The organism is Emticicia sp. 21SJ11W-3 (assembly GCF_024138715.1).
GTDB classification, from domain to species: domain Bacteria; phylum Bacteroidota; class Bacteroidia; order Cytophagales; family Spirosomataceae; genus Emticicia; species Emticicia fluvialis.
On sequence record NZ_CP092074.1, the window covers coordinates 496,515 to 514,355 of the forward strand.

The following is a 17,841-nucleotide window of genomic DNA, read 5'->3' on the forward strand; positions in this document are numbered from 1 at the left end:
GGCTTCAACCTCTCTTATTTGATCTTCCCAGAATAATTTTCTCAGGCATAAGGGTTACTTACATGGGTATTTTTACCTGTGCCTTTCTGATGAAAATGCCTTACGGTATCTACGGCGCTTTCTTTCAGCAGGGTTGTATCGTTGGCGGCGGTTACAAATCTGAAACCCATTTCAGACATCCGCACGGCTACTTCCGGTGACGGACACTGAATGCCCGCTACCAGATTATTTTTTGCGCAGGCATTTAGCACTTTTTCAAAGGCTTTCAGCAGCTCTGCATCATCAAAGTCGCCCTGTTTGGGGCGTCTCATGGCAATGCTCAAATCCCAGGGGCCTATATACAGCCCTGTCATGGTTGGTGTTTTGGCAATGTCTTCCACGTTTTTCAAACCTTCGGCCGTTTCAATCATGCTCATAGTTACTATTTCCTCTGTCGATTGCTCAAAATAGCCGTCTCCACCGTACACACTAGCCCTCACCGGCCCAAAACTTCTGTAACCATTGGGTATGTACCTGCAGGCGCCTACAAAACTTTCAGATTCCTCGCGGGTGTTTATCATGGGGCATATTACGCCGTAAGCGCCCATGTCGAGCATTTTCATGTGCGTAGCCGGGTCGTTCCATTGCACTCTCACCAGCGGAACCGTATCCGTGGTTGAAATAGCCTGAAGCATGGTCAGTATGGTCATGTGGTCGCTTGCCAACCCGTGCTGGGCATCAATAGTCATGGCATCAAAGCCTGAATGCGCTACTACTTCTGCTGTCCACGATGAAGGTATCGTTACCCAGGCATTAACAACGGTCTTGTCTTCTTTCCAGAGTTGTTTTAGTCGGTTAGGTCTCATAGGTTTTTGGGTGGTTTGAATGGTTCAGTAGACTTATTCTTCCCGCATGCGTTCTCTCGATACATCTCTTTCTTTAATGGTATCGCGTTTGTCATACAACTTTTTACCTTTGGCCAGTGCAATTTCCAGTTTGGCCAGGCCACCGTCGTTAATAAACAGGCGGGTGGGTATTATGGTTAATCCTTTGTCGGTCAGTTTATTATCTAAACGTTTCAGTTCTTTTCGCTTAAGCAGCAGCTTTCTGTCGCGTAGAGGTTCATGGTTATAATGCGTACCCTGGTCATATTTAGATATATTCAGGTTTTTCACAAACAATTCACCATTAATAAAAAAGCAATAAGCGTCTGTCATATTGAATTTATTCAGACGTATCGATTTTATCTCGGTGCCTGTCAGTACCATTCCTGCATCATATTTTTCCAGGAAAAAATACTCAAAGCCAGCCTTTTTATTAAATACATCAATCTTTTTTGCAATTTTCTCTTTCATAATACTACAATTGTCATAAGACGGGCTATCTGCCTTATGGTTGATTCCGTCACCATTATCCAGAACAGGTAATGAGGTGCCGGATGTTTAATGTTTCATACAATTTTTAAGAATAAAAAATCCCTGTCTCAAAAATAGTGACAGGGATTCCGACTTACGTGCTTTCCTAATAATCCATGTATAAGCTCTATCTGGATTCGATTCCAAGGTGAGAAGTTTCAAAAAAACATTGGAAACTTCCCGGTACAAAGCTGAAAATTTTATTAGATAACCATCCCTGCCACTTTCTCAAACGCTCCGTTCGTATATCTATATTCAGTCTTTGAAGGTATATTAATTAAATAGTGCAATTTATGATATATAACATGAAACCACAATGAAAAATCTAATTTTCTTATTTTATGGTAAGTTAAAACCACTGGTTCTACGGCTTTACAAACAGCATTAGCCACAAAATTAATTATCTAAATCTATGCCGGATTCCTGATTTGCCTGTCAGAAAAACAGATAAATTATTACCTGTTGGTATTCAGAAAGGTAGACTTTTTTTACTCTTTTGGTTGTTGTTCAAATATCGGGGATGTAAATTTATCCAAAAAAATATATAATGTTTCCATTTTTTTTATTATATTTATTAAGAACCATTCGTTCTCCTGAAGTCGGTCTGGCAAAAGCCTATCAGCACAGTTAATGCAATTATGTTTCTGCTTTATGATGGTATGCTGGTTATCAGGCTTCAAAATACTTGTTTGAGTGTTTTCTTCCCAATAGCGCAACGCCGCGGGTAGAAACTTTTCAAGAAGTTAAATAGTTATCGTTTAGTAAACAAAAATTAGTAAAAATTGCTTAATTCACCCATTTTTTCAACTGCGAAACATCAGGAAACGGCCGTTCTGGTTGGTCTGATTACGCAGAAACAAAACGCTGAGCGTACGTATGACTACCTCAACGAATTAGATTTTTTGGCTACAACAGCCGGAGTAATTACAAAAAAGACATTTGTACAAAGACTGGACAGAGCCGACCAGAAAACCTTTGTTGGAAAAGGTAAACTGGAAGAGATAGAAACCTGGATTATTGAAAATCCTGTTGACACCATTATTTTTGATGATGACCTCACGCCTTCTCAGGTACGTAATCTGGAAGCAGCATTTAAGGATATTAAGATTCTTGACAGAAGTCTGTTGATTTTAAATATTTTCTCGCAGCGAGCCCGTACCGACCAGGCAAAACGCCAGGTGGAGTTGGCACAATACCAATACCTGTACCCAAGGCTAACCCGTATGTGGACCCACCTGAGCCGTCAGAAGGGTGGTATTGGTATGCGCGGACCCGGTGAAAAGGAGCTTGAAACCGATAAGCGTATTGTGCAGGACAGGATTGCGTTTCTGAAAGACAAACTTGAGAAAATAGACAAACAAAGCACAACCCGCCGCAAAGAGCGTAGCCGCCTGGTGCGCGTGGCACTGGTGGGTTATACCAATGTAGGTAAGTCTACACTGATGAGGAGGCTGGCAAAGGCCGATGTATTTGCAGAAAACAAGCTCTTTGCCACTATCGATTCGACGGTAAGAAAAGTTGTGTTGGGCAATATTCCGTTTTTGCTTACAGACACCGTCGGGTTTATCAGAAAGTTGCCAACCACCCTGATTGAGTCTTTTAAGTCGACACTGGATGAGATACGAGAGGCTGATGTGCTGATACACGTGGTTGATATTTCTCACCCGGGTTTTGAAGAGCAGATTGAAGTGGTAAATGCAACACTGGCCGAGATTGGCGCTGCCGAAAAACCAACGGTACTTGTTTTTAATAAGCTTGATTTGTTTAAGCCTGAAACTGAAGAAAACCTGGACGAGCATCTGGAAACAGTAACAGAAGAAGACCTGCAACGGAACCTGGAAAAACTTAAGAAGAGTTACCTGACCAAAAATACCGAGAATGTAGTGTTTATTTCTGCCGAGCACAAAGAGAATATCGGTCAGCTGCGCGATATTCTGTTAGATAAGGTACAGGAGAAACACTTCAAAATTTATCCGAACTGGGACCCGACCCTGAATCCTTTGTATGAATGGCAGTAAGCTTGTGGCGCGAACTTTCAGTTCGTCGCAAAAACTGGTAAAGGCAACAGAAATGTCTATATCCGGTGCCGAGGCAATCAACCGCGAACTATAAGTTCGCGTCACAAGAAAATTGTGAGGCGAAATTGTAGTTCGCTATAAAATAGAATTTAGTTTATCTGTACAAATAAGTTATGGTTCAATGTTAATCTAACCGCGAACAGGATGTTCGCGCCACAAATTGCTGTTACTAACATATTGCTGTTACTCAAATGAAGCAGGAAATCAAGTCCTTTTACAGAAAAGATTTACCGCATTATCAACCACCACATGATACAATCTTTTTTATAACAACGCGCTTGGATGGAAGCTTACCTAAACATAAAATAGAGGAATTAAAAAAGGCACGAGAGAAAGAAATTCAAATCATTCAAAGTTCAACTTGTTCTCATGAAGAGAAATTAAAACAAGTAGATAATGCACATAAAAGGTTTTTTGGAAAATATGATCTTATACTTGACAATCTGACCACTGGTAACCATTGGCTTAAAATACATCCTGTTGCAGAAATAGTAGCCGAATCTTTAATGCATTTTGATGGACAGAGGTATGATTTAATTTGTTATACCATCATGTCAAATCATATTCATGTGGTTTTTGAGCTTAAGAAAGAGTTTGCCTTATATGGGCTATTGCAGTCGATTAAAAGTTTTTCAGCAAAGAAAGCAAATGAATTGTTGGATAGAACCGGACAATTCTGGCAACATGAAAGTTATGACAGAGTAGTAAGAGACAACAATGAATTGAGTAAAGTAGTTAATTATGTTCTGAATAATCCGGTTAAAGCAGGACTATGTAAAAACTGGCAAGACTGGAAACATAGTTTTGTAAGCAACAAGTACCAAGACTACACTCAGCCATGACCTAATAATAAATATAAAACAGACGGACGGTGTCCGTCAATAATAAAATGTCAAAAAACAAACATCAATCATATTATGAACGACAAAAGGCAGAAATTCTGGCCTTTTTGTCGATTAACACCACACAACCCTATACCTTACAAGACCTTTATCAACATTATGATATACATAACAAGCAGGAAAAAAAACTGTTTGCGATGATTATTGATGATTTGCTGGAAGAAGGCAAGGTACAGCAGACAGAAAAAGGCAAATATACCGTTGACGAAGAAACAAATGCAGTCGTAGGGCGGCTTGACCACGTAAACCCACGTTTTGGGTTTGTAAGGCATGACGACAGCAAGCCGGATATCTGGGTTGAAGCAGATAACCTGAATGGCGCCATAGACGGCGACCTCGTTAAAGTGGTTACTTTCGGCGACTTTTATCGGAAAGGTGAAAATCCGGAAGGCAGAATTGTAGAAGTACTGGAACGCGGCAGGAGCGAAATAGTAGGCAAAGCCCAGATTTTTGGCAATTATGCATTGGTAAGGCCCGACCATAAAAGTTTGCATGAAGATATATTTGTTCCGAAAGAAAAAATAAACGGAGCAACCAGGAACGACCTGGTAATTGTGAAGATTCTTTCTTATCCGGCCAATGGCCAGCAGGCAGTGGGCGAGATTATTGAAATATTAGGAAAAGCCGGCGATAATAATGCTGAAATGCACGCCATTCTGGCCGAATTTGGTCTGCCTATCCGTTTCCCGAAAGAAATTGAAGAAGAAGCTGAGCGTATTCCGGAAGCCATTGATGAAGCCGAGATTAAGAAAAGAAGAGATTTTAGAGAAATACTCACTTTTACAATTGACCCGCACGATGCCAAAGACTTTGACGATGCCCTGAGTTTCAGAATACTGGAAAACGGAAACTACGAGATTGGCGTACATATTGCCGACGTAACACACTATGTGAAGCCCGGCACCAGACTTGAAGAAGAAGCCCTGAACAGGGCTACCTCTATCTATCTGGTAGATAGAACCATTCCTATGTTGCCTGAAAAGCTCTCTAACAATTTGTGTTCGCTTCGCCCCAACGAAGATAAGCTTACCTTCTCGGCCGTTTTTGAAATGACCAATGAAGGTATCATTACTAAAGAATGGTTTGGGCGAACCATTATTCATTCCGATAAAAGATTTACTTACGAAGAGGCACAGGAGATTCTGGAAATAGAGGACGAACAATTAGTGGCCGACACAATAGCCAGCCAGTATGGTATGCCCTTGCATACGCTTAACAGGCTGGCAAAGATTCTTAAGCAGGAGCGTTTCAGTAAGGGAGCTATTAATTTTGAGACCAATGAAGTGAAGTTCAGGCTCGATGAAAAAGGCAAGCCGCTGGGGGTTATCTTAAAAATAAGAAAAGACGCACATAAACTGATTGAAGAGTTTATGTTGCTGGCTAACAAGAAAGTGGCCGAATTTGTATTTAATCTGGGTAAACGCAAGCAGAAAGAGCCCAACGAAGAAAACCCTGGTAATACCATGGTTTATCGTGTACACGAACCGCCAAACCCTGAAAAACTGAGTACCTTCGCCAATTTTGCAGCGCGTTTTGGGTTTACCATCAAAACAGACTCTGAGAAGGGGTTATCGACCACCATGAATAAGATGATGGAAGAAGTAGAAGGTACGCCTGTACAAAATGTGCTTGAACAACTGGCTGTAAGAACCATGTCTAAAGCAAGGTATACAACCGAACCACTAGGGCACTTCGGCCTGGCGTTTGATCATTACAGCCACTTTACTTCTCCTATTCGGCGGTACCCCGACATGATGGCGCATCGTTTGTTACAGAATTACCTGGACAAGAAAAAAGCCCCGAGCCTGGAAGAATACGAAAAGAAATCGAAGCATTCGTCAGACCGCGAGCGACTGGCAGCAGAAGCCGAAAGAGCTTCTATCAAGTACAAACAGGTAGAGTTCATGAGCATGCAAGACCACAACACCATTTTTGATGGGGTGGTAACAGGCGTTACAGACTTTGGTGTGTTTGTAGAAATAACCTCTACCAGTTGTGAAGGGATGGTTCGTCTGGCTGATTTGAATGATGATTTCTATGAACTCGATAAAGAGAATTACCGGGTTGTTGGTAAACGCAATGGCAGGGTAATATCATTTGGCGAAGCCGTTAAAGTGCGCGTAAAAGCAACAGACATGGAACGCCGAAGTATGGATCTTGAGCTGGTGAGCGTTTCAGGAAAGGCTTTCAGGGCTTCTTCAGGCGTAAATACCAAGTCGAGAAGGGCTGCCTCGCGTGACAGGGGCAGCAGAGGGGGCTCAAACAGAAGTGCAGGCAGAAAGTCAGCCAGCGGTACTGCTGGTAGTAAAGATAAAGGCAAAAGAAGAAGAAGATAATCTATGTTTTTTTCAAAAAGAGACATTCAGTTTAATCTATACCAGCTGCTCAATATTGAATCGCTAAGTCGTTATGCCTATTTTCAGGATCATAACCGGGAGTCTTTTAATATGGTGCTTGATGCCGCAGGACATATAGCCGAAAAAATGCTGTATCCGCTCCTGACAGAAATGGACAGGAAAGAACCGCAACTGGTAAACGGCAGAATAAATGTACACCCCGGTATGAAACCGATTGTAAGGCAGTTTGGACAGGATGGCTGGATAAACGCCGGGTTTTCTTATGAAGAAGGCGGGCAGCAACTACCTGTAACCGTGCTTAATGCCGCAGGGTTTATCTGTCAGGCTGCTAATTATTCGGCTAGTGTTTTTCCGTTTCTTACTTCCGGTGCCGCTAACCTCATCCGCAGTTTCGGTTCGCAACAACTGATTGATACTTTTACTCCGCCCATGTATTCTGGCGAATGGCAGGGTACTATGGCTCTTACCGAACCCAATGCAGGTAGCTCTTTGTCTGACATCAGCACCTCGGCCGAGCCAACTGAACAGGCAGGCGTCTACAACCTGAAAGGGCAGAAAATATTCATCTCTTGCGGAGACCACGATGCCTGCACCAATGTAGTGCATCTTATGCTGGCCAAAATCAAAGGCGGGCCGGCAGGAACAAAAGGCATTTCTTTATTTGTGGTACCCAGAGAACGCATCGGTGCCGGTGGTAGTCTGGTATCAAATGATGTTGTTACGGCTGGTGTATATCATAAAATGGGTTATAAGGGCGCACCCATTGCGCATTTGATGGTGGGTTCGAACGATGGTTGTGAAGGCTATCTGGTAGGAGAACCCCACAAAGGTCTTGGTTACATGTTTCAGATGATGAACGAGGCCCGCATAGGCATTGGTATTAGTGCTACCGCTATTGGTACGGCGGCTTATTATGCCTCTCTGGCTTATGCAAAAGAAAGACCACAGGGTAGAAAAATTTCTGAGAAAGACCCTTTGCAGCCGCAGACAGCTATCATCAATCATGCAGATATTAAACGGCAGTTGTTGTTTCAGAAAGCAGTAACAGAAGGGGCGTTTTCTCTTTTGATGTATTGCAGCCAACTGGCCGACCTTGCGCATGTTGAACAAGGAGAGGCTAAAGAGCGTGCGCAGTTATTGCTTGATTTACTTACGCCAATTGCCAAGTCATATCCTTCAGAAATGTGCTGTCTTTCTACCAGCGCGGCTGTTCAGATTCTGGGCGGTGCCGGGTACACCACCGATTTCCCTGTCGAACAATATTATCGTGAGGCCCGCATTCATCCCATACATGAAGGTACAACGGCTATTCACGGGCTTGACTTACTGGGCAGAAAAATCACTATTCATGAAGGTAAAGGGGCACAGCTATTCTTTGAAGAAATAAGCGAAACAATAAACCAGGCGCTGGCTATTAATGAGCTTAAACCATTGGCAGACCAATTGCAAAAAACATTGGGCAAGGCTCAACAGGTAACGGGGCATTTATTGAACCTGGCAGGCAAAGGAGAGGTTGAAAAGTATCTGTCTGATGCCACACTATACCTCGAGCTTTTCGGCCTTACTACCATTGGCTGGCAGTGGCTCAGGCAGGCCATTACAGCGCAGCAAAGTATGCCGGGTGCACATGATACAGACAGAGATTTTTATCAGGGCAAGCTCATGACAGCACGCTACTTTTATGAATACGAACTCGTAAAAGCCGACGCTCTAATGAAGCGTTTGCTAAGTGCAGACCAGGTAACCATTTCTATGCAAAGTGATTGGTTCTGATAATAGCACTGCTTCTCTGCTGAGGTGTTAGCCATGCAGAGAGAACAGATAAATACCGAAAACCATTAATAAGAAATATCCCACCAGCGAAGCCGCTCCGGCATAGTCTTTCGCAATGCGTTGCCCCGTAAACAGGCAAAGAATGGCCAGGGTAGATACCTCTAAACCTAGCACCGCAAAATCTGCCTGGCCTTCTGCAAAATAGTACACTCCACCTAAGAAGCTGAATATTCCTGCCGAAACCTCCAGAATCAGAATAACAATAAACAGCATCGTAGAAACACTGCGCAGGAATGTCTTGGCAAATACACTCTGAATATAAGACTTATTGCCGCTGAAATCAATTACTTTATCGAAACCGGATTGAAGAAACAGCACCCCGGCAAAAAGGGATATCGCAACCTGAATCAATTTAAGCAAGGTATGGTCAAAGATTGGGTTCATGGTATTTCAGTTTTTTGGCAAATATATCGAAAATACCTTATCGAAAAATATTGCAGAATAATATTTTGATTAGTGTCGGTAAAAGTGTTTTTTTGTTTGTGAATCAGAATAAAATTTTGAATCAATGGCTTCTTTCGGCTTCGTTACTCAAAAAGAGATAGATTACCTGGTAAGTGGCTTTCTGGCCAAAACGTTGCCTTCTGCTGATTGGACACACCAGGCACATCTTATTACCGGGCTTTGGCATGTAGCCGGAATGGGTTACGAAAAGGCGCTTGCTGAAATGCGCGCTCATATTCCGGTTTATAATGAAGCTACCGGAGGGATGAATACCGATTCAGGCGGGTATCATGATACCATCACGGTTTTCTGGGTCTGGTTGCTGAACGAATGCTGGATAAGGTACTCGGAGGGAGGCCGGTCATTTGAAGATATTTGTAATGCCTTTCTGCAAAGTAAATACGCAGACAGAAACAACGCCCTGATTTTTTATTCGAGAGAACGCCTTTTTTCTAAAGAAGCGCGGCTGGGTTATGCAGAGCCGGATATACAGCCTCTTGATTTTACTAAAATCTGAAGGTAGGCTTGCTGAAATTAAGCGTGCCACGGCTTTACTCGTTAGAGTTTAACCGTGGCACGCTTTGACTTTTTATTTTGATTACAGACGAATACCAAACATAATGGTGTTGCCGTTTACAGGGTTGTTATCTTTGAACACCGGGGTCATTTGATAGCGGGCAAAAAGTGTAAAGTTCTTGTGTCCTAACTCTGCTGCCAGCCCATAGTGAAACTTGTTCATGTTAAATGCGCTGTGGTCACGTTTGGTGCCGTTTTCGCCTTTAATTTTGGTGTAGCTGTTTATTCTGGCTCCGCCATAAGCACCCAGGCCAAGTATCCATTTGCTTTCTTTAAAGCCAAATTGCAACATTAAAGGCACATTGAAACTGGTAACTACAAGTTTAGATTTGTCTAATTGGTCTCTCACTTCTACAAAATCTGCTCCGGTAGCCTGATTCTTCAATGTAATATTGTCTTTAAACATATAGTTATTCCAGGCAAACTCAAATCCGGTTCCCATGGCCACATCAACTTTGTTGCCTGTAATAAGCCGATGGTTTTTCTTCCAGTTAAGTGCCACATAACGTGAGTTCCAGTTGTCAAGTTCTGGCGTTTTATCATTGTCGAAAGTGTTCAAACCCAGGTATAAACCAAAATCTCTTCTTGAAAACATATTCCGGCTTTTGCGTTCGGTGCGTTCTTCTTTATAGCTTTTGCTGTTATAGTTTCTATTGTCAGAGTCGAAGTGGTCTTCTTCATCCTGGGCCATTACACTTACGTGGGCTGTCATGGCAATTGCTAAAGCGGCGATGGTTTTTATAAGCGTTTTCATAATAGTAATAATTAATAATGGTGTAATCTGATATATTTAAAAAAACTGCCGCGGAGTTTTTAAAAAGACTTTTTTTGTTGCTTTTCATAAACAAGATGCAGAAAGCAAACACCGGGGTTGCGTAGAAGTAAAAAAAAAATTTGAGGCAATGACAAACGGCAGTAACTGCCCTGTCAGCGGTTTGGCAGGTAGATGATTCTTAAAAGTAAAAAGTATGATTTACACAAAATTGACCTCGGCTTGCAGTTGGATGCCGAATTGCTCAAGAACAGATTGTTGTATTTTCTGAGAAAGTTCCTTTATCTCGTTCCCTTTTCCGCCGCCATAATTCACCAGCACAAGTGCTTGCTTGGTGTGTACACCCACCTGTCCGAATCGCTGGCCTTTCCAGCCGGCCTGTTCAATCAACCACCCTGCCGGTACTTTTACGGTATTTTCATTTACCGGATAAGACGGTATAGACGGAAACCTCTCTTTCAGTAAATCAAATTGTGCTTTGGGTATTTCAGGATTTTTGAAGAAACTTCCTGCATTACCTATTTCGGCAGGGTTAGGTAATTTACTCTGGCGGATACCGATAACCGCCTCACTGATGGCCTTGATGCTCAGCGTCTCCACGTTCATAGCAGCCAGTGTTTCCTGAATGGCACCGTAAGCTACCTCAAAAACAGGAGCTTTACCCAGCTTAAAGGTTACATTTATAATTACATACCGGCCTTTGGCTTCATGCTTAAAAATGCTCTCACGGTAGCCAAAGCGGCATTCTTCTTTTGTAAAAGTTTTTATGTTACCTGTTTTTATTTCAACTGCTTCCAGGCTCTCAAACACTTCTTTAATCTCAACCCCATAAGCGCCTATGTTCTGCATAGGGGCAGCGCCTACTGTGCCGGGTATTAGCGACAGGTTTTCTACACCAGCATATTCATTATTGACACAGTACATCACCAGGTCATGCCATACTTCTCCGGCACCTGCTTTCAGCCAGATGTGCTCTTCGTCTTCTTTAATTTTCTCGATTCCTTTAATGGCTATTTTGATTACTATACCGTTAAAATCCTGAGTCAGTAACAGATTGCTTCCTCCCCCTAATATTAGTCTTTCAGTTTGCTGAAACGCCGGGTCATTCAGTATGGCATGCAATTGTTCAATACCTGAAACTTCAACAAAATATTTAGCAGTAGCTTCCAGACCGAAAGTATTATAAGGCTTAAGCGATACGTTGGTTTGAACCGTCATGAAGAAGAAATAAAAAGAATTTTAATTACACGTTGCGCAAATTTAGTGCTTTTGCAGGAATGAGAACTAACAAAGTTTGAAATTATAGTTTTCAAGGTGAAGTTTGTAAACGGGCAACAATAGCGGTAACGGCCTGATTTATAGATTATTATTGATTTCTGAAGATATGGCATGATTATTAACCTGCAAATTTCGTTGGTTTTTTATACTTTAAATATGAAATATTCTATATTTGCAGCATCTATTCAAGCTTACCTCTTATTTAGTAATTGATTTACTAAACCACTACTCACCCTGCCTATAAATTATTTTCAGGTACGTTTTAGCCTGCCAATCGGCACTTGCATTAAATAATTGTGAAAAATCAAAGGGTTTTGAAATTTTAGTCAGACACTTATGTCTTATAATCTGTTGACTATCAGATTCTTATATTTTTCTCCCAAAGCAGGCAGGTATTTGCATCAAAAAAACTTTTGCACTTTTCTCATTTCAAGCTACTTTTACGTAAAATTGAGAATCATTCAGTTTGCTTGCAAACGCTGTCTCTGTTTTGAGTAAAAAAATCTACTAATCATCTAATCAATGATATAATGAGCGTTTTAGTCAATAAAAATTCAAAAATAATTGTTCAGGGATTTACCGGCTCTGAAGGAACTTTCCATGCCGGACAAATGATAGAATACGGTACTAACGTGGTGGGTGGTGTTACACCCGGCAAAGGTGGCCAGGAGCATCTGGGCAAACCTGTTTTCAACACTGTTGAGCAGGCCGTAATCTCAACAGGAGCAGACGTTTCAATTATTTTTGTGCCACCTGCTTTTGCAGCTGATGCCATTATGGAAGCGGCCGATGCGGGTATCAAGGTAATCGTTTGTATTACTGAGGGTATCCCAACCAAAGACATGGTTGTGGCAAAGTCTTATATCCAAGGCAAAGACGTTCGTTTAATTGGCCCTAACTGCCCGGGTATTATCACGGCAGAAGAATGTAAAGTGGGTATTATGCCGGGGTTTATCTTCAAAAAAGGAACCATCGGTGTGGTTTCTAAGTCAGGTACGCTTACTTACGAAGCAGTAGACCAGTTAACCAAAGCCGGTCTTGGGCAAACCACGGCTATCGGTATTGGTGGCGACCCGATTATCGGTACTACTACCAAAGAGGCTGTAGAATTGCTGATGAACGACCCTGAAACAGAAGGTATTGTGATGATTGGTGAGATTGGCGGAGGCATGGAAGCAGAAGCGGCTCGTTGGATTAAAGAAAACGGTACCAAACCTGTGGTTGGTTTCATAGCCGGCCAGACCGCCCCTAAGGGCCGTCGTATGGGTCATGCGGGTGCTATCATTGGCGGAGCTGATGATACAGCTGCAGCAAAAATGAAAATTATGGCCGAATGTGGTATCCACGTGGTGGCTTCGCCGGCTGATATCGGTGCCACAATGTTGAAAGCATTAGGCAGAGCATAATAAAAATTTTATTAGATGGTAAAGGTCAGATGTAGATATCTGACCTTTTTTTGTTAATTTTGCGAAAAATTTCATAATAATAGTTTGAAAAAAGGCCTCTATTTACTCTTCCTTTTGCTTTCCTATAATTTGTTCGCTGGAACTGTCGGGCCAAACGGAGAGTATTACCTGGTGCATGATTACCATGACGACTGGCGCGTGTATAGCGACCGGGCGAAGGCTTACGTACCTTATATTTCAGAGCAGCATGTCAATTATCCGGCACATACTGTTTTTTGTGATATTGAAAGCAACCGTGGCTATAACCTGTTGATTCAGGTGCAGAAAGAAGATAACTTTTTGTTTATCAATGGCTCACTCAGGCAGAAAATACCTGCAAACAGCTGGATTGTACTGAACGTAGACAGCCTCTACAAGGTTTATCGCCAGCCCCAGATTTTCATAACTTTATACGGCTCGCCGGATATAGCGTATAAAAAACTGTATATGGGCTATAAGCGGCAATTGAATCAGAAACCTATTATACTGGCAGAGTCGGGCATTAAGGCGCAACCACGCGCGCCAACGCCATACAAAAATTATTTTGTGCTGGTGTCGGTATTTATACTGATTATATTTACCTACCTGTCAAACTCATACGTAAGAGCGTTTGACAGATACTATAATCTGCAGGATTTGTTCAAAACCCTGGTGAGAGATCAGTCTTTTCTGATTAACCGCCCGTTGAACCGTATGAACATTTTGTTTATTTCAATGCTGGCTATGCTTATCAGCTTTTTTTATATGCTGCTACAAAGCAAGGGCATTAATGTTTTTGGGTCGAAGACATTCCTGCAGGAAGGTGAAACCTTTGGTGTGCTGGCGTCAAACTATTTCCGTATTTGCCTGATTGTGTTTATTGCGCTTATTTTCAAGTATTTTTTCATCAGTCTGATCGGCCAGTTATTTAATCTCGAAAAAGTAGTAGACCTGCACTATTTTAAAATTATTCAGTCGTCTATTATTTTCTACAGTGCTTTGGTTCTGGTTTTGCTGGTGATGTTTTTAGAGTATTTTCCGATTGACCTTAACTGGTCGGCGTACTTATATACACCCGTTATTTTGTTCTATCTGGTACGGTTCTTTATTGTGTATTTTACGATAAATAGAAGTGTAACCATTCCAAGTCTTTATTTAATTTCGTACCTTTGCATTGTCGAACTGTTACCTATTGTGCTTGGAATCAGATTCGCTATTTAATGGTCGGGTGTGTTATAGACGCGATTTATTGACTTTTTTGTTGAATTAAAATAAGAATTCTGTACTTGAAACCCGCAATTGGATGAGTGTAATGACAGATAAACTTCTTCAAGAACGCCTCCGTAAAGTTGAGAGCATTTTAGTGACCCAGGCAAGACCGGCAGACGAGAAGTCTCCGTATTTTGAATTAGCCAGAAAATACAATCTTAAGGTAGATTTCCGCCCTTTCATTGAGGTAAAAGGCTTGGATCACCGCGACTTCCGCCGTCAGAAAGTGGATATCCTGGCACATACGGCTATCATACTTACCAGCCGTAATGCCGTTGATAACTTCTTCCGGATAGCGAAAGAACTACGCATTGAAATACCGATAGACATGAAGTATTTCTGTATTTCAGAGCAAACTGCCAATTATTTACAGAAATACATAGTTATTAGAAAACGTAAGATTTTTGTAGGGCAGAAAACAGCTGCTGACCTGGAAGCATTGATTCTGAAACATAAAAACGAGAAATTCCTGTTTCCGTGTTCAAACATCAGAAGCAATGATATCCCCAATATCATGAACCGTAATGACCTGCACCTCACAGAGGCCATTATGTATGAAACTGTTCCGGCTGACTTATCAGATCTGACAGAGGTTTTCTATGATATTATCTGTTTCTTCAGCCCATCAGGTATTACGTCTTTAGACCATAATTTCCCGAACTGGCAGCAAAACCATACGCGTCTGGCGGCATTCGGGCCAACCACGGCCAAGGCCATCAGAGACGCAGGCTATATTCTTGATATTGAAGCGCCGCTTCCTAATGCACCTTCTATGACAGGCGCCCTGGAACTTTACATAAAAAAGGCGAATCATATCTGACACAATTAATTAGGCTAAACTACAAGTTTAGCCTAATTTTTTACGTTATACTCTTGCACGTAGTATTTTTGCTTATATTGCTTTAGTAAAACAGAAATAGCCCCGGGCCAACTATGAAAAAAATTTACATTTTAATATTGTCTTTGGCATATTTTACAGCTTCTGCTCAACAAGACACACAATTCAGTCATTATTACTTTAACCAGTTATTCTTTAACCCGGCCACTGCGGGGTCAGAGAATGTTACACGTTTTCAGGCCCTTTACAGAACACAATATACAGGTTACCAGAGTACTTATGACGAAGGCGGCGCACCTGTTTCTCAGGTTATTTCGGCCAACGTGCCTTTAAAATTAATCAAAAGCGGTATAGGTCTTACATTCGTAAACGATAAGATAGGGGCGAGTATCCAGCGAGACCTGAAACTTTCTTATGCTTATCATATACCCATTGGCGGCAGCCAGCTGGCTATTGGTGTTAATGGGGGGCTGTATACCAGAGGTATTGATTACGGTAAATTGCGCCCGAGAGACAATAATGACCCCTTGCTGGGTACCGGTATTGTGAGCCAGTCAGAGTTCGATTTCGGCGCCGGTGCTTATTTATATAATCCTGGGTATTCGCTGGGGTTGTCAGTTAACCATATCAACGAACCCAAGTTTGGTCTGGCAACCAAAACAGCCACTAACGCGTTGCAAAGGAGTGCATACCTGACGGGCAGTATGTTGTTTGGGGTTTCTTACATGGTTGATATCAGCCCCATGTTTATTGTTAGCTCAAATCTTAGCAACATGAGCCTTACAACGGTTTCGGCCGGAGCCATAGCAACTTATGACAACACCTATTGGGTAGGTGGCAGCTATAGAATAGGCGATGCCGCAACAGCGCTTTTAGGAGCCAATATTTTTAACGGCAGCATGAGAATAGGCTACGCCATTGATGTGATAGTGAACGGGGCGAAGGCAAAAAGCGCTACCACGCATGAGATACTGCTCAGCTATTCGCTGGCACCACCAAGAGCCGGTAAAAAATCGATTATCAGAACACCACGATATAGATATTAAAACCAGCTCTGAAACTAAACTTGGATAATAAAATTGAACTGTTTTGATTAATATTGACAAGGTTTTGAATCATTAAGCAACATAAAAAGAAGGCCAGAGGAAACGTTAGTGATTCATTAGGGTATATTTCACTGCTCAGCTCTGAATCGTCAAATAATAGTTTCGGTAAATCTGCCGTTCAATAATCAAACGGAATCTTCCTCATTTTTTATTTTATTGCTTCTTTACCCGGCCCATTGCGCTGTGCAGATAAACAGCTCAGATACCGCAAAAAAAACAGTTTTTAATGCGATAATGGCCCGAAACTTGTGGATTATCCTATTGATTCAATTTTTTTCATAACTTTGCATACTAATACAATAATAAATTCATTGGCCTCGTTTTTACAACGAGTAGATTAAAATACCCCAAAATATCAGATTATTAACTTGTTTTACACGTATGAACAAGCAAACGCTTAAGACCTTATTTAGAAGTCTGTTAATTGTTGCCCCAATTGTTATGATGCAGGCGTGTGGTTCTTCGGGCAAGAATCCTCTCAGCGGACTATTTGGAGGAAAGAAAGGAAAAGGCGGTAACTCCGGAATGGATGGCATCCGTAATGGGCAAATTAATGCGAACGCTCGTAAAGGATATAAGCAGGTTGCACCCGACGGTATGGTATTGATTCCCTCAGGGTCATTGTTGATGGGTCAGGCCGATGAAGACGTGATGTCAGCAAGGGTTTCAATGAATAAACGGGTAACCATTGTGTCGTTCTATATGGACGAAACCGAAATCACCAATCATGAGTATCGCCAGTTTGTCAATCGCATGATTGAAGATTCTGCTTCTGTAATTGGCGAAGAGTTTATTATGTCTGAGTTATATCCTGATACTTTAGTATGGACCAAAGACTTTACCTATCATAACGGCGACCAGATGACAGAAGACTACTACGGGTTACCGGCTTTTGACAACTACCCTGTTGTGGGTGTAAGTTGGGATGCCGCCCGTTATTTCTGTAAATGGCGCTCAAAGTTATATAATGCGTATCTGGCAGAGCATAAGTCTTACCGCTCGCCCAGTTTCCGTCTGCCATCTGAAGCAGAGTGGGAGTGGGCCGCCCGTGGTGGTAAAGAAGGCGCCAAGTATCCGTGGGGTAACCCTTATATTGCTAACGGAAAGGGTTGTTTTTTGGCCAACTTTAAGCCGTATCGAGGTAATTACCGTGCCGACGGATACCCATACACCGCCCCTGCCAATGCATTTAATGCCAACGACTACGGCTTGTATAACATGGCAGGAAACGTAGCCGAGTGGTGTGAAGACGCCTATGCTGATTCTTACATGCCTATTACCTGGGATTTGAACCCTGTCTACAACGACGAAAACGAACCCAGAAAAGTAATTAAAGGTGGCTCATGGAAAGATGTGGCTTATTTTCTGGAAACTGGTACTAACACTTTTGAATACCGCAATGTGCGTCGTTCATACATCGGTTTCCGGTGCGTGATGAACCGCCTGGGGGGTGTTCCAGGAAGAGACTGATATGAATAATTAATTGCGAAACATGAAGGACGTGTATTCTTACAGAATGCTATCTTCGTGTTTCGCAATTGTGCTATTTAGATAAATATTTTTTTATCAG

The 17,841-nt window shown here is 42.0% G+C and carries 15 protein-coding genes; 10 read left to right on the forward strand and 5 right to left on the reverse strand.

What is annotated here, in order from left to right:
• Positions 1–41 precede the first annotated feature (41 nt).
• A complete protein-coding gene (locus tag MB380_RS02020) occupies positions 42–845 on the reverse strand; it encodes an HpcH/HpaI aldolase/citrate lyase family protein (protein WP_253532753.1) in 804 nt (267 codons plus the stop codon).
• A gap of 33 nt (positions 846–878) precedes the next feature.
• Complete coding sequence (gene smpB, locus MB380_RS02025; RefSeq protein WP_101726814.1) at positions 879–1,334, reverse strand: SsrA-binding protein SmpB; 456 nt, start codon at positions 1,332–1,334, stop codon at positions 879–881.
• Between the two features lie 842 nt (positions 1,335–2,176).
• Here smpB and hflX point away from each other — a divergent pair.
• The 4 genes from hflX (at position 2,177) to MB380_RS02045 (ending at position 8,504) form a co-directional block, all read left to right on the forward strand.
• On the forward strand, positions 2,177–3,412 hold the full coding sequence (hflX, locus tag MB380_RS02030; protein ID WP_253532756.1) for a GTPase HflX: 1,236 nt from the start codon (positions 2,177–2,179) through the stop codon (positions 3,410–3,412).
• A gap of 251 nt (positions 3,413–3,663) precedes the next feature.
• Positions 3,664–4,314: a transposase gene (locus MB380_RS02035; protein WP_253532759.1), complete on the forward strand. Its 651-nt coding sequence runs from the start codon at positions 3,664–3,666 to the stop codon at positions 4,312–4,314.
• Positions 4,315–4,361: 47 nt separating this feature from the next.
• A complete protein-coding gene (gene rnr / locus MB380_RS02040; RefSeq protein WP_253532763.1) occupies positions 4,362–6,710 on the forward strand; it encodes a ribonuclease R in 2,349 nt (782 codons plus the stop codon).
• 3 nt (positions 6,711–6,713) lie between these two features.
• A complete protein-coding gene (locus MB380_RS02045; protein WP_253532766.1) occupies positions 6,714–8,504 on the forward strand; it encodes an acyl-CoA dehydrogenase in 1,791 nt (596 codons plus the stop codon).
• Between the two features lie 27 nt (positions 8,505–8,531).
• On the opposite strand, the gene MB380_RS02050 is transcribed toward MB380_RS02045, so the two are convergent.
• The gene (locus MB380_RS02050) at positions 8,532–8,948 is read right to left on the reverse strand and encodes a DoxX family protein (RefSeq protein WP_253532769.1); all 417 of its coding nucleotides are present in this window, start codon (positions 8,946–8,948) and stop codon (positions 8,532–8,534) included.
• Positions 8,949–9,072: 124 nt separating this feature from the next.
• Between MB380_RS02050 and MB380_RS02055 the strand changes: the two genes are divergently transcribed.
• Positions 9,073–9,525 (forward strand): hypothetical protein, encoded by a 453-nt coding sequence (locus MB380_RS02055; RefSeq protein WP_253532772.1) that lies wholly within the window; start codon positions 9,073–9,075, stop codon positions 9,523–9,525.
• Positions 9,526–9,606: 81 nt separating this feature from the next.
• On the opposite strand, the gene MB380_RS02060 is transcribed toward MB380_RS02055, so the two are convergent.
• Positions 9,607–10,338, reverse strand: coding sequence for an outer membrane beta-barrel protein (locus tag MB380_RS02060; RefSeq protein WP_253532774.1), 732 nt, complete (start codon positions 10,336–10,338; stop codon positions 9,607–9,609).
• A gap of 219 nt (positions 10,339–10,557) precedes the next feature.
• Positions 10,558–11,574 carry a UDP-N-acetylmuramate dehydrogenase gene (gene murB / locus MB380_RS02065; RefSeq protein WP_253532776.1) on the reverse strand — a complete coding sequence of 339 codons (1,017 nt, stop codon included), beginning with the start codon at positions 11,572–11,574 and terminating at the stop codon, positions 10,558–10,560.
• Positions 11,575–12,164: 590 nt separating this feature from the next.
• Here murB and sucD point away from each other — a divergent pair.
• From sucD to MB380_RS02090, 5 genes are all read left to right on the forward strand, one after another.
• Positions 12,165–13,040, forward strand: coding sequence for a succinate--CoA ligase subunit alpha (gene sucD, locus MB380_RS02070; protein WP_101726805.1), 876 nt, complete (start codon positions 12,165–12,167; stop codon positions 13,038–13,040).
• A 129-nt stretch (positions 13,041–13,169) separates the two neighbouring features.
• On the forward strand, positions 13,170–14,279 hold the full coding sequence (locus MB380_RS02075; protein ID WP_253532778.1) for a DUF4271 domain-containing protein: 1,110 nt from the start codon (positions 13,170–13,172) through the stop codon (positions 14,277–14,279).
• A gap of 82 nt (positions 14,280–14,361) precedes the next feature.
• Entirely contained in the window at positions 14,362–15,147 is a 786-nt protein-coding gene (locus MB380_RS02080) for a uroporphyrinogen-III synthase (RefSeq protein ID WP_173830544.1), read from the forward strand.
• A gap of 113 nt (positions 15,148–15,260) precedes the next feature.
• Complete coding sequence (locus MB380_RS02085; protein WP_253532787.1) at positions 15,261–16,211, forward strand: type IX secretion system membrane protein PorP/SprF; 951 nt, start codon at positions 15,261–15,263, stop codon at positions 16,209–16,211.
• Between the two features lie 441 nt (positions 16,212–16,652).
• Entirely contained in the window at positions 16,653–17,741 is a 1,089-nt protein-coding gene (locus MB380_RS02090; protein WP_101726801.1) for an SUMF1/EgtB/PvdO family nonheme iron enzyme, read from the forward strand.
• The last annotated feature ends 100 nt before the right edge of the window (positions 17,742–17,841 follow it).

Coding starts and splice junctions, on each gene's coding strand:
- MB380_RS02020 (WP_253532753.1), bottom strand. CDS start 845: ATGAGACCTAACCGACTAAAACAACTCTGGAAAGAAGACAAGACCGTT.
- smpB (WP_101726814.1), bottom strand. CDS start 1,334: ATGAAAGAGAAAATTGCAAAAAAGATTGATGTATTTAATAAAAAGGCT.
- MB380_RS02035 (WP_253532759.1), top strand. CDS start 3,664: ATGAAGCAGGAAATCAAGTCCTTTTACAGAAAAGATTTACCGCATTAT.
- rnr (WP_253532763.1), top strand. CDS start 4,362: ATGTCAAAAAACAAACATCAATCATATTATGAACGACAAAAGGCAGAA.
- MB380_RS02045 (WP_253532766.1), top strand. CDS start 6,714: ATGTTTTTTTCAAAAAGAGACATTCAGTTTAATCTATACCAGCTGCTC.
- MB380_RS02050 (WP_253532769.1), bottom strand. CDS start 8,948: ATGAACCCAATCTTTGACCATACCTTGCTTAAATTGATTCAGGTTGCG.
- MB380_RS02055 (WP_253532772.1), top strand. CDS start 9,073: ATGGCTTCTTTCGGCTTCGTTACTCAAAAAGAGATAGATTACCTGGTA.
- MB380_RS02060 (WP_253532774.1), bottom strand. CDS start 10,338: ATGAAAACGCTTATAAAAACCATCGCCGCTTTAGCAATTGCCATGACA.
- murB (WP_253532776.1), bottom strand. CDS start 11,574: ATGACGGTTCAAACCAACGTATCGCTTAAGCCTTATAATACTTTCGGT.
- sucD (WP_101726805.1), top strand. CDS start 12,165: ATGAGCGTTTTAGTCAATAAAAATTCAAAAATAATTGTTCAGGGATTT.
- MB380_RS02080 (WP_173830544.1), top strand. CDS start 14,362: ATGAGTGTAATGACAGATAAACTTCTTCAAGAACGCCTCCGTAAAGTT.
- MB380_RS02085 (WP_253532787.1), top strand. CDS start 15,261: ATGAAAAAAATTTACATTTTAATATTGTCTTTGGCATATTTTACAGCT.
- MB380_RS02090 (WP_101726801.1), top strand. CDS start 16,653: ATGAACAAGCAAACGCTTAAGACCTTATTTAGAAGTCTGTTAATTGTT.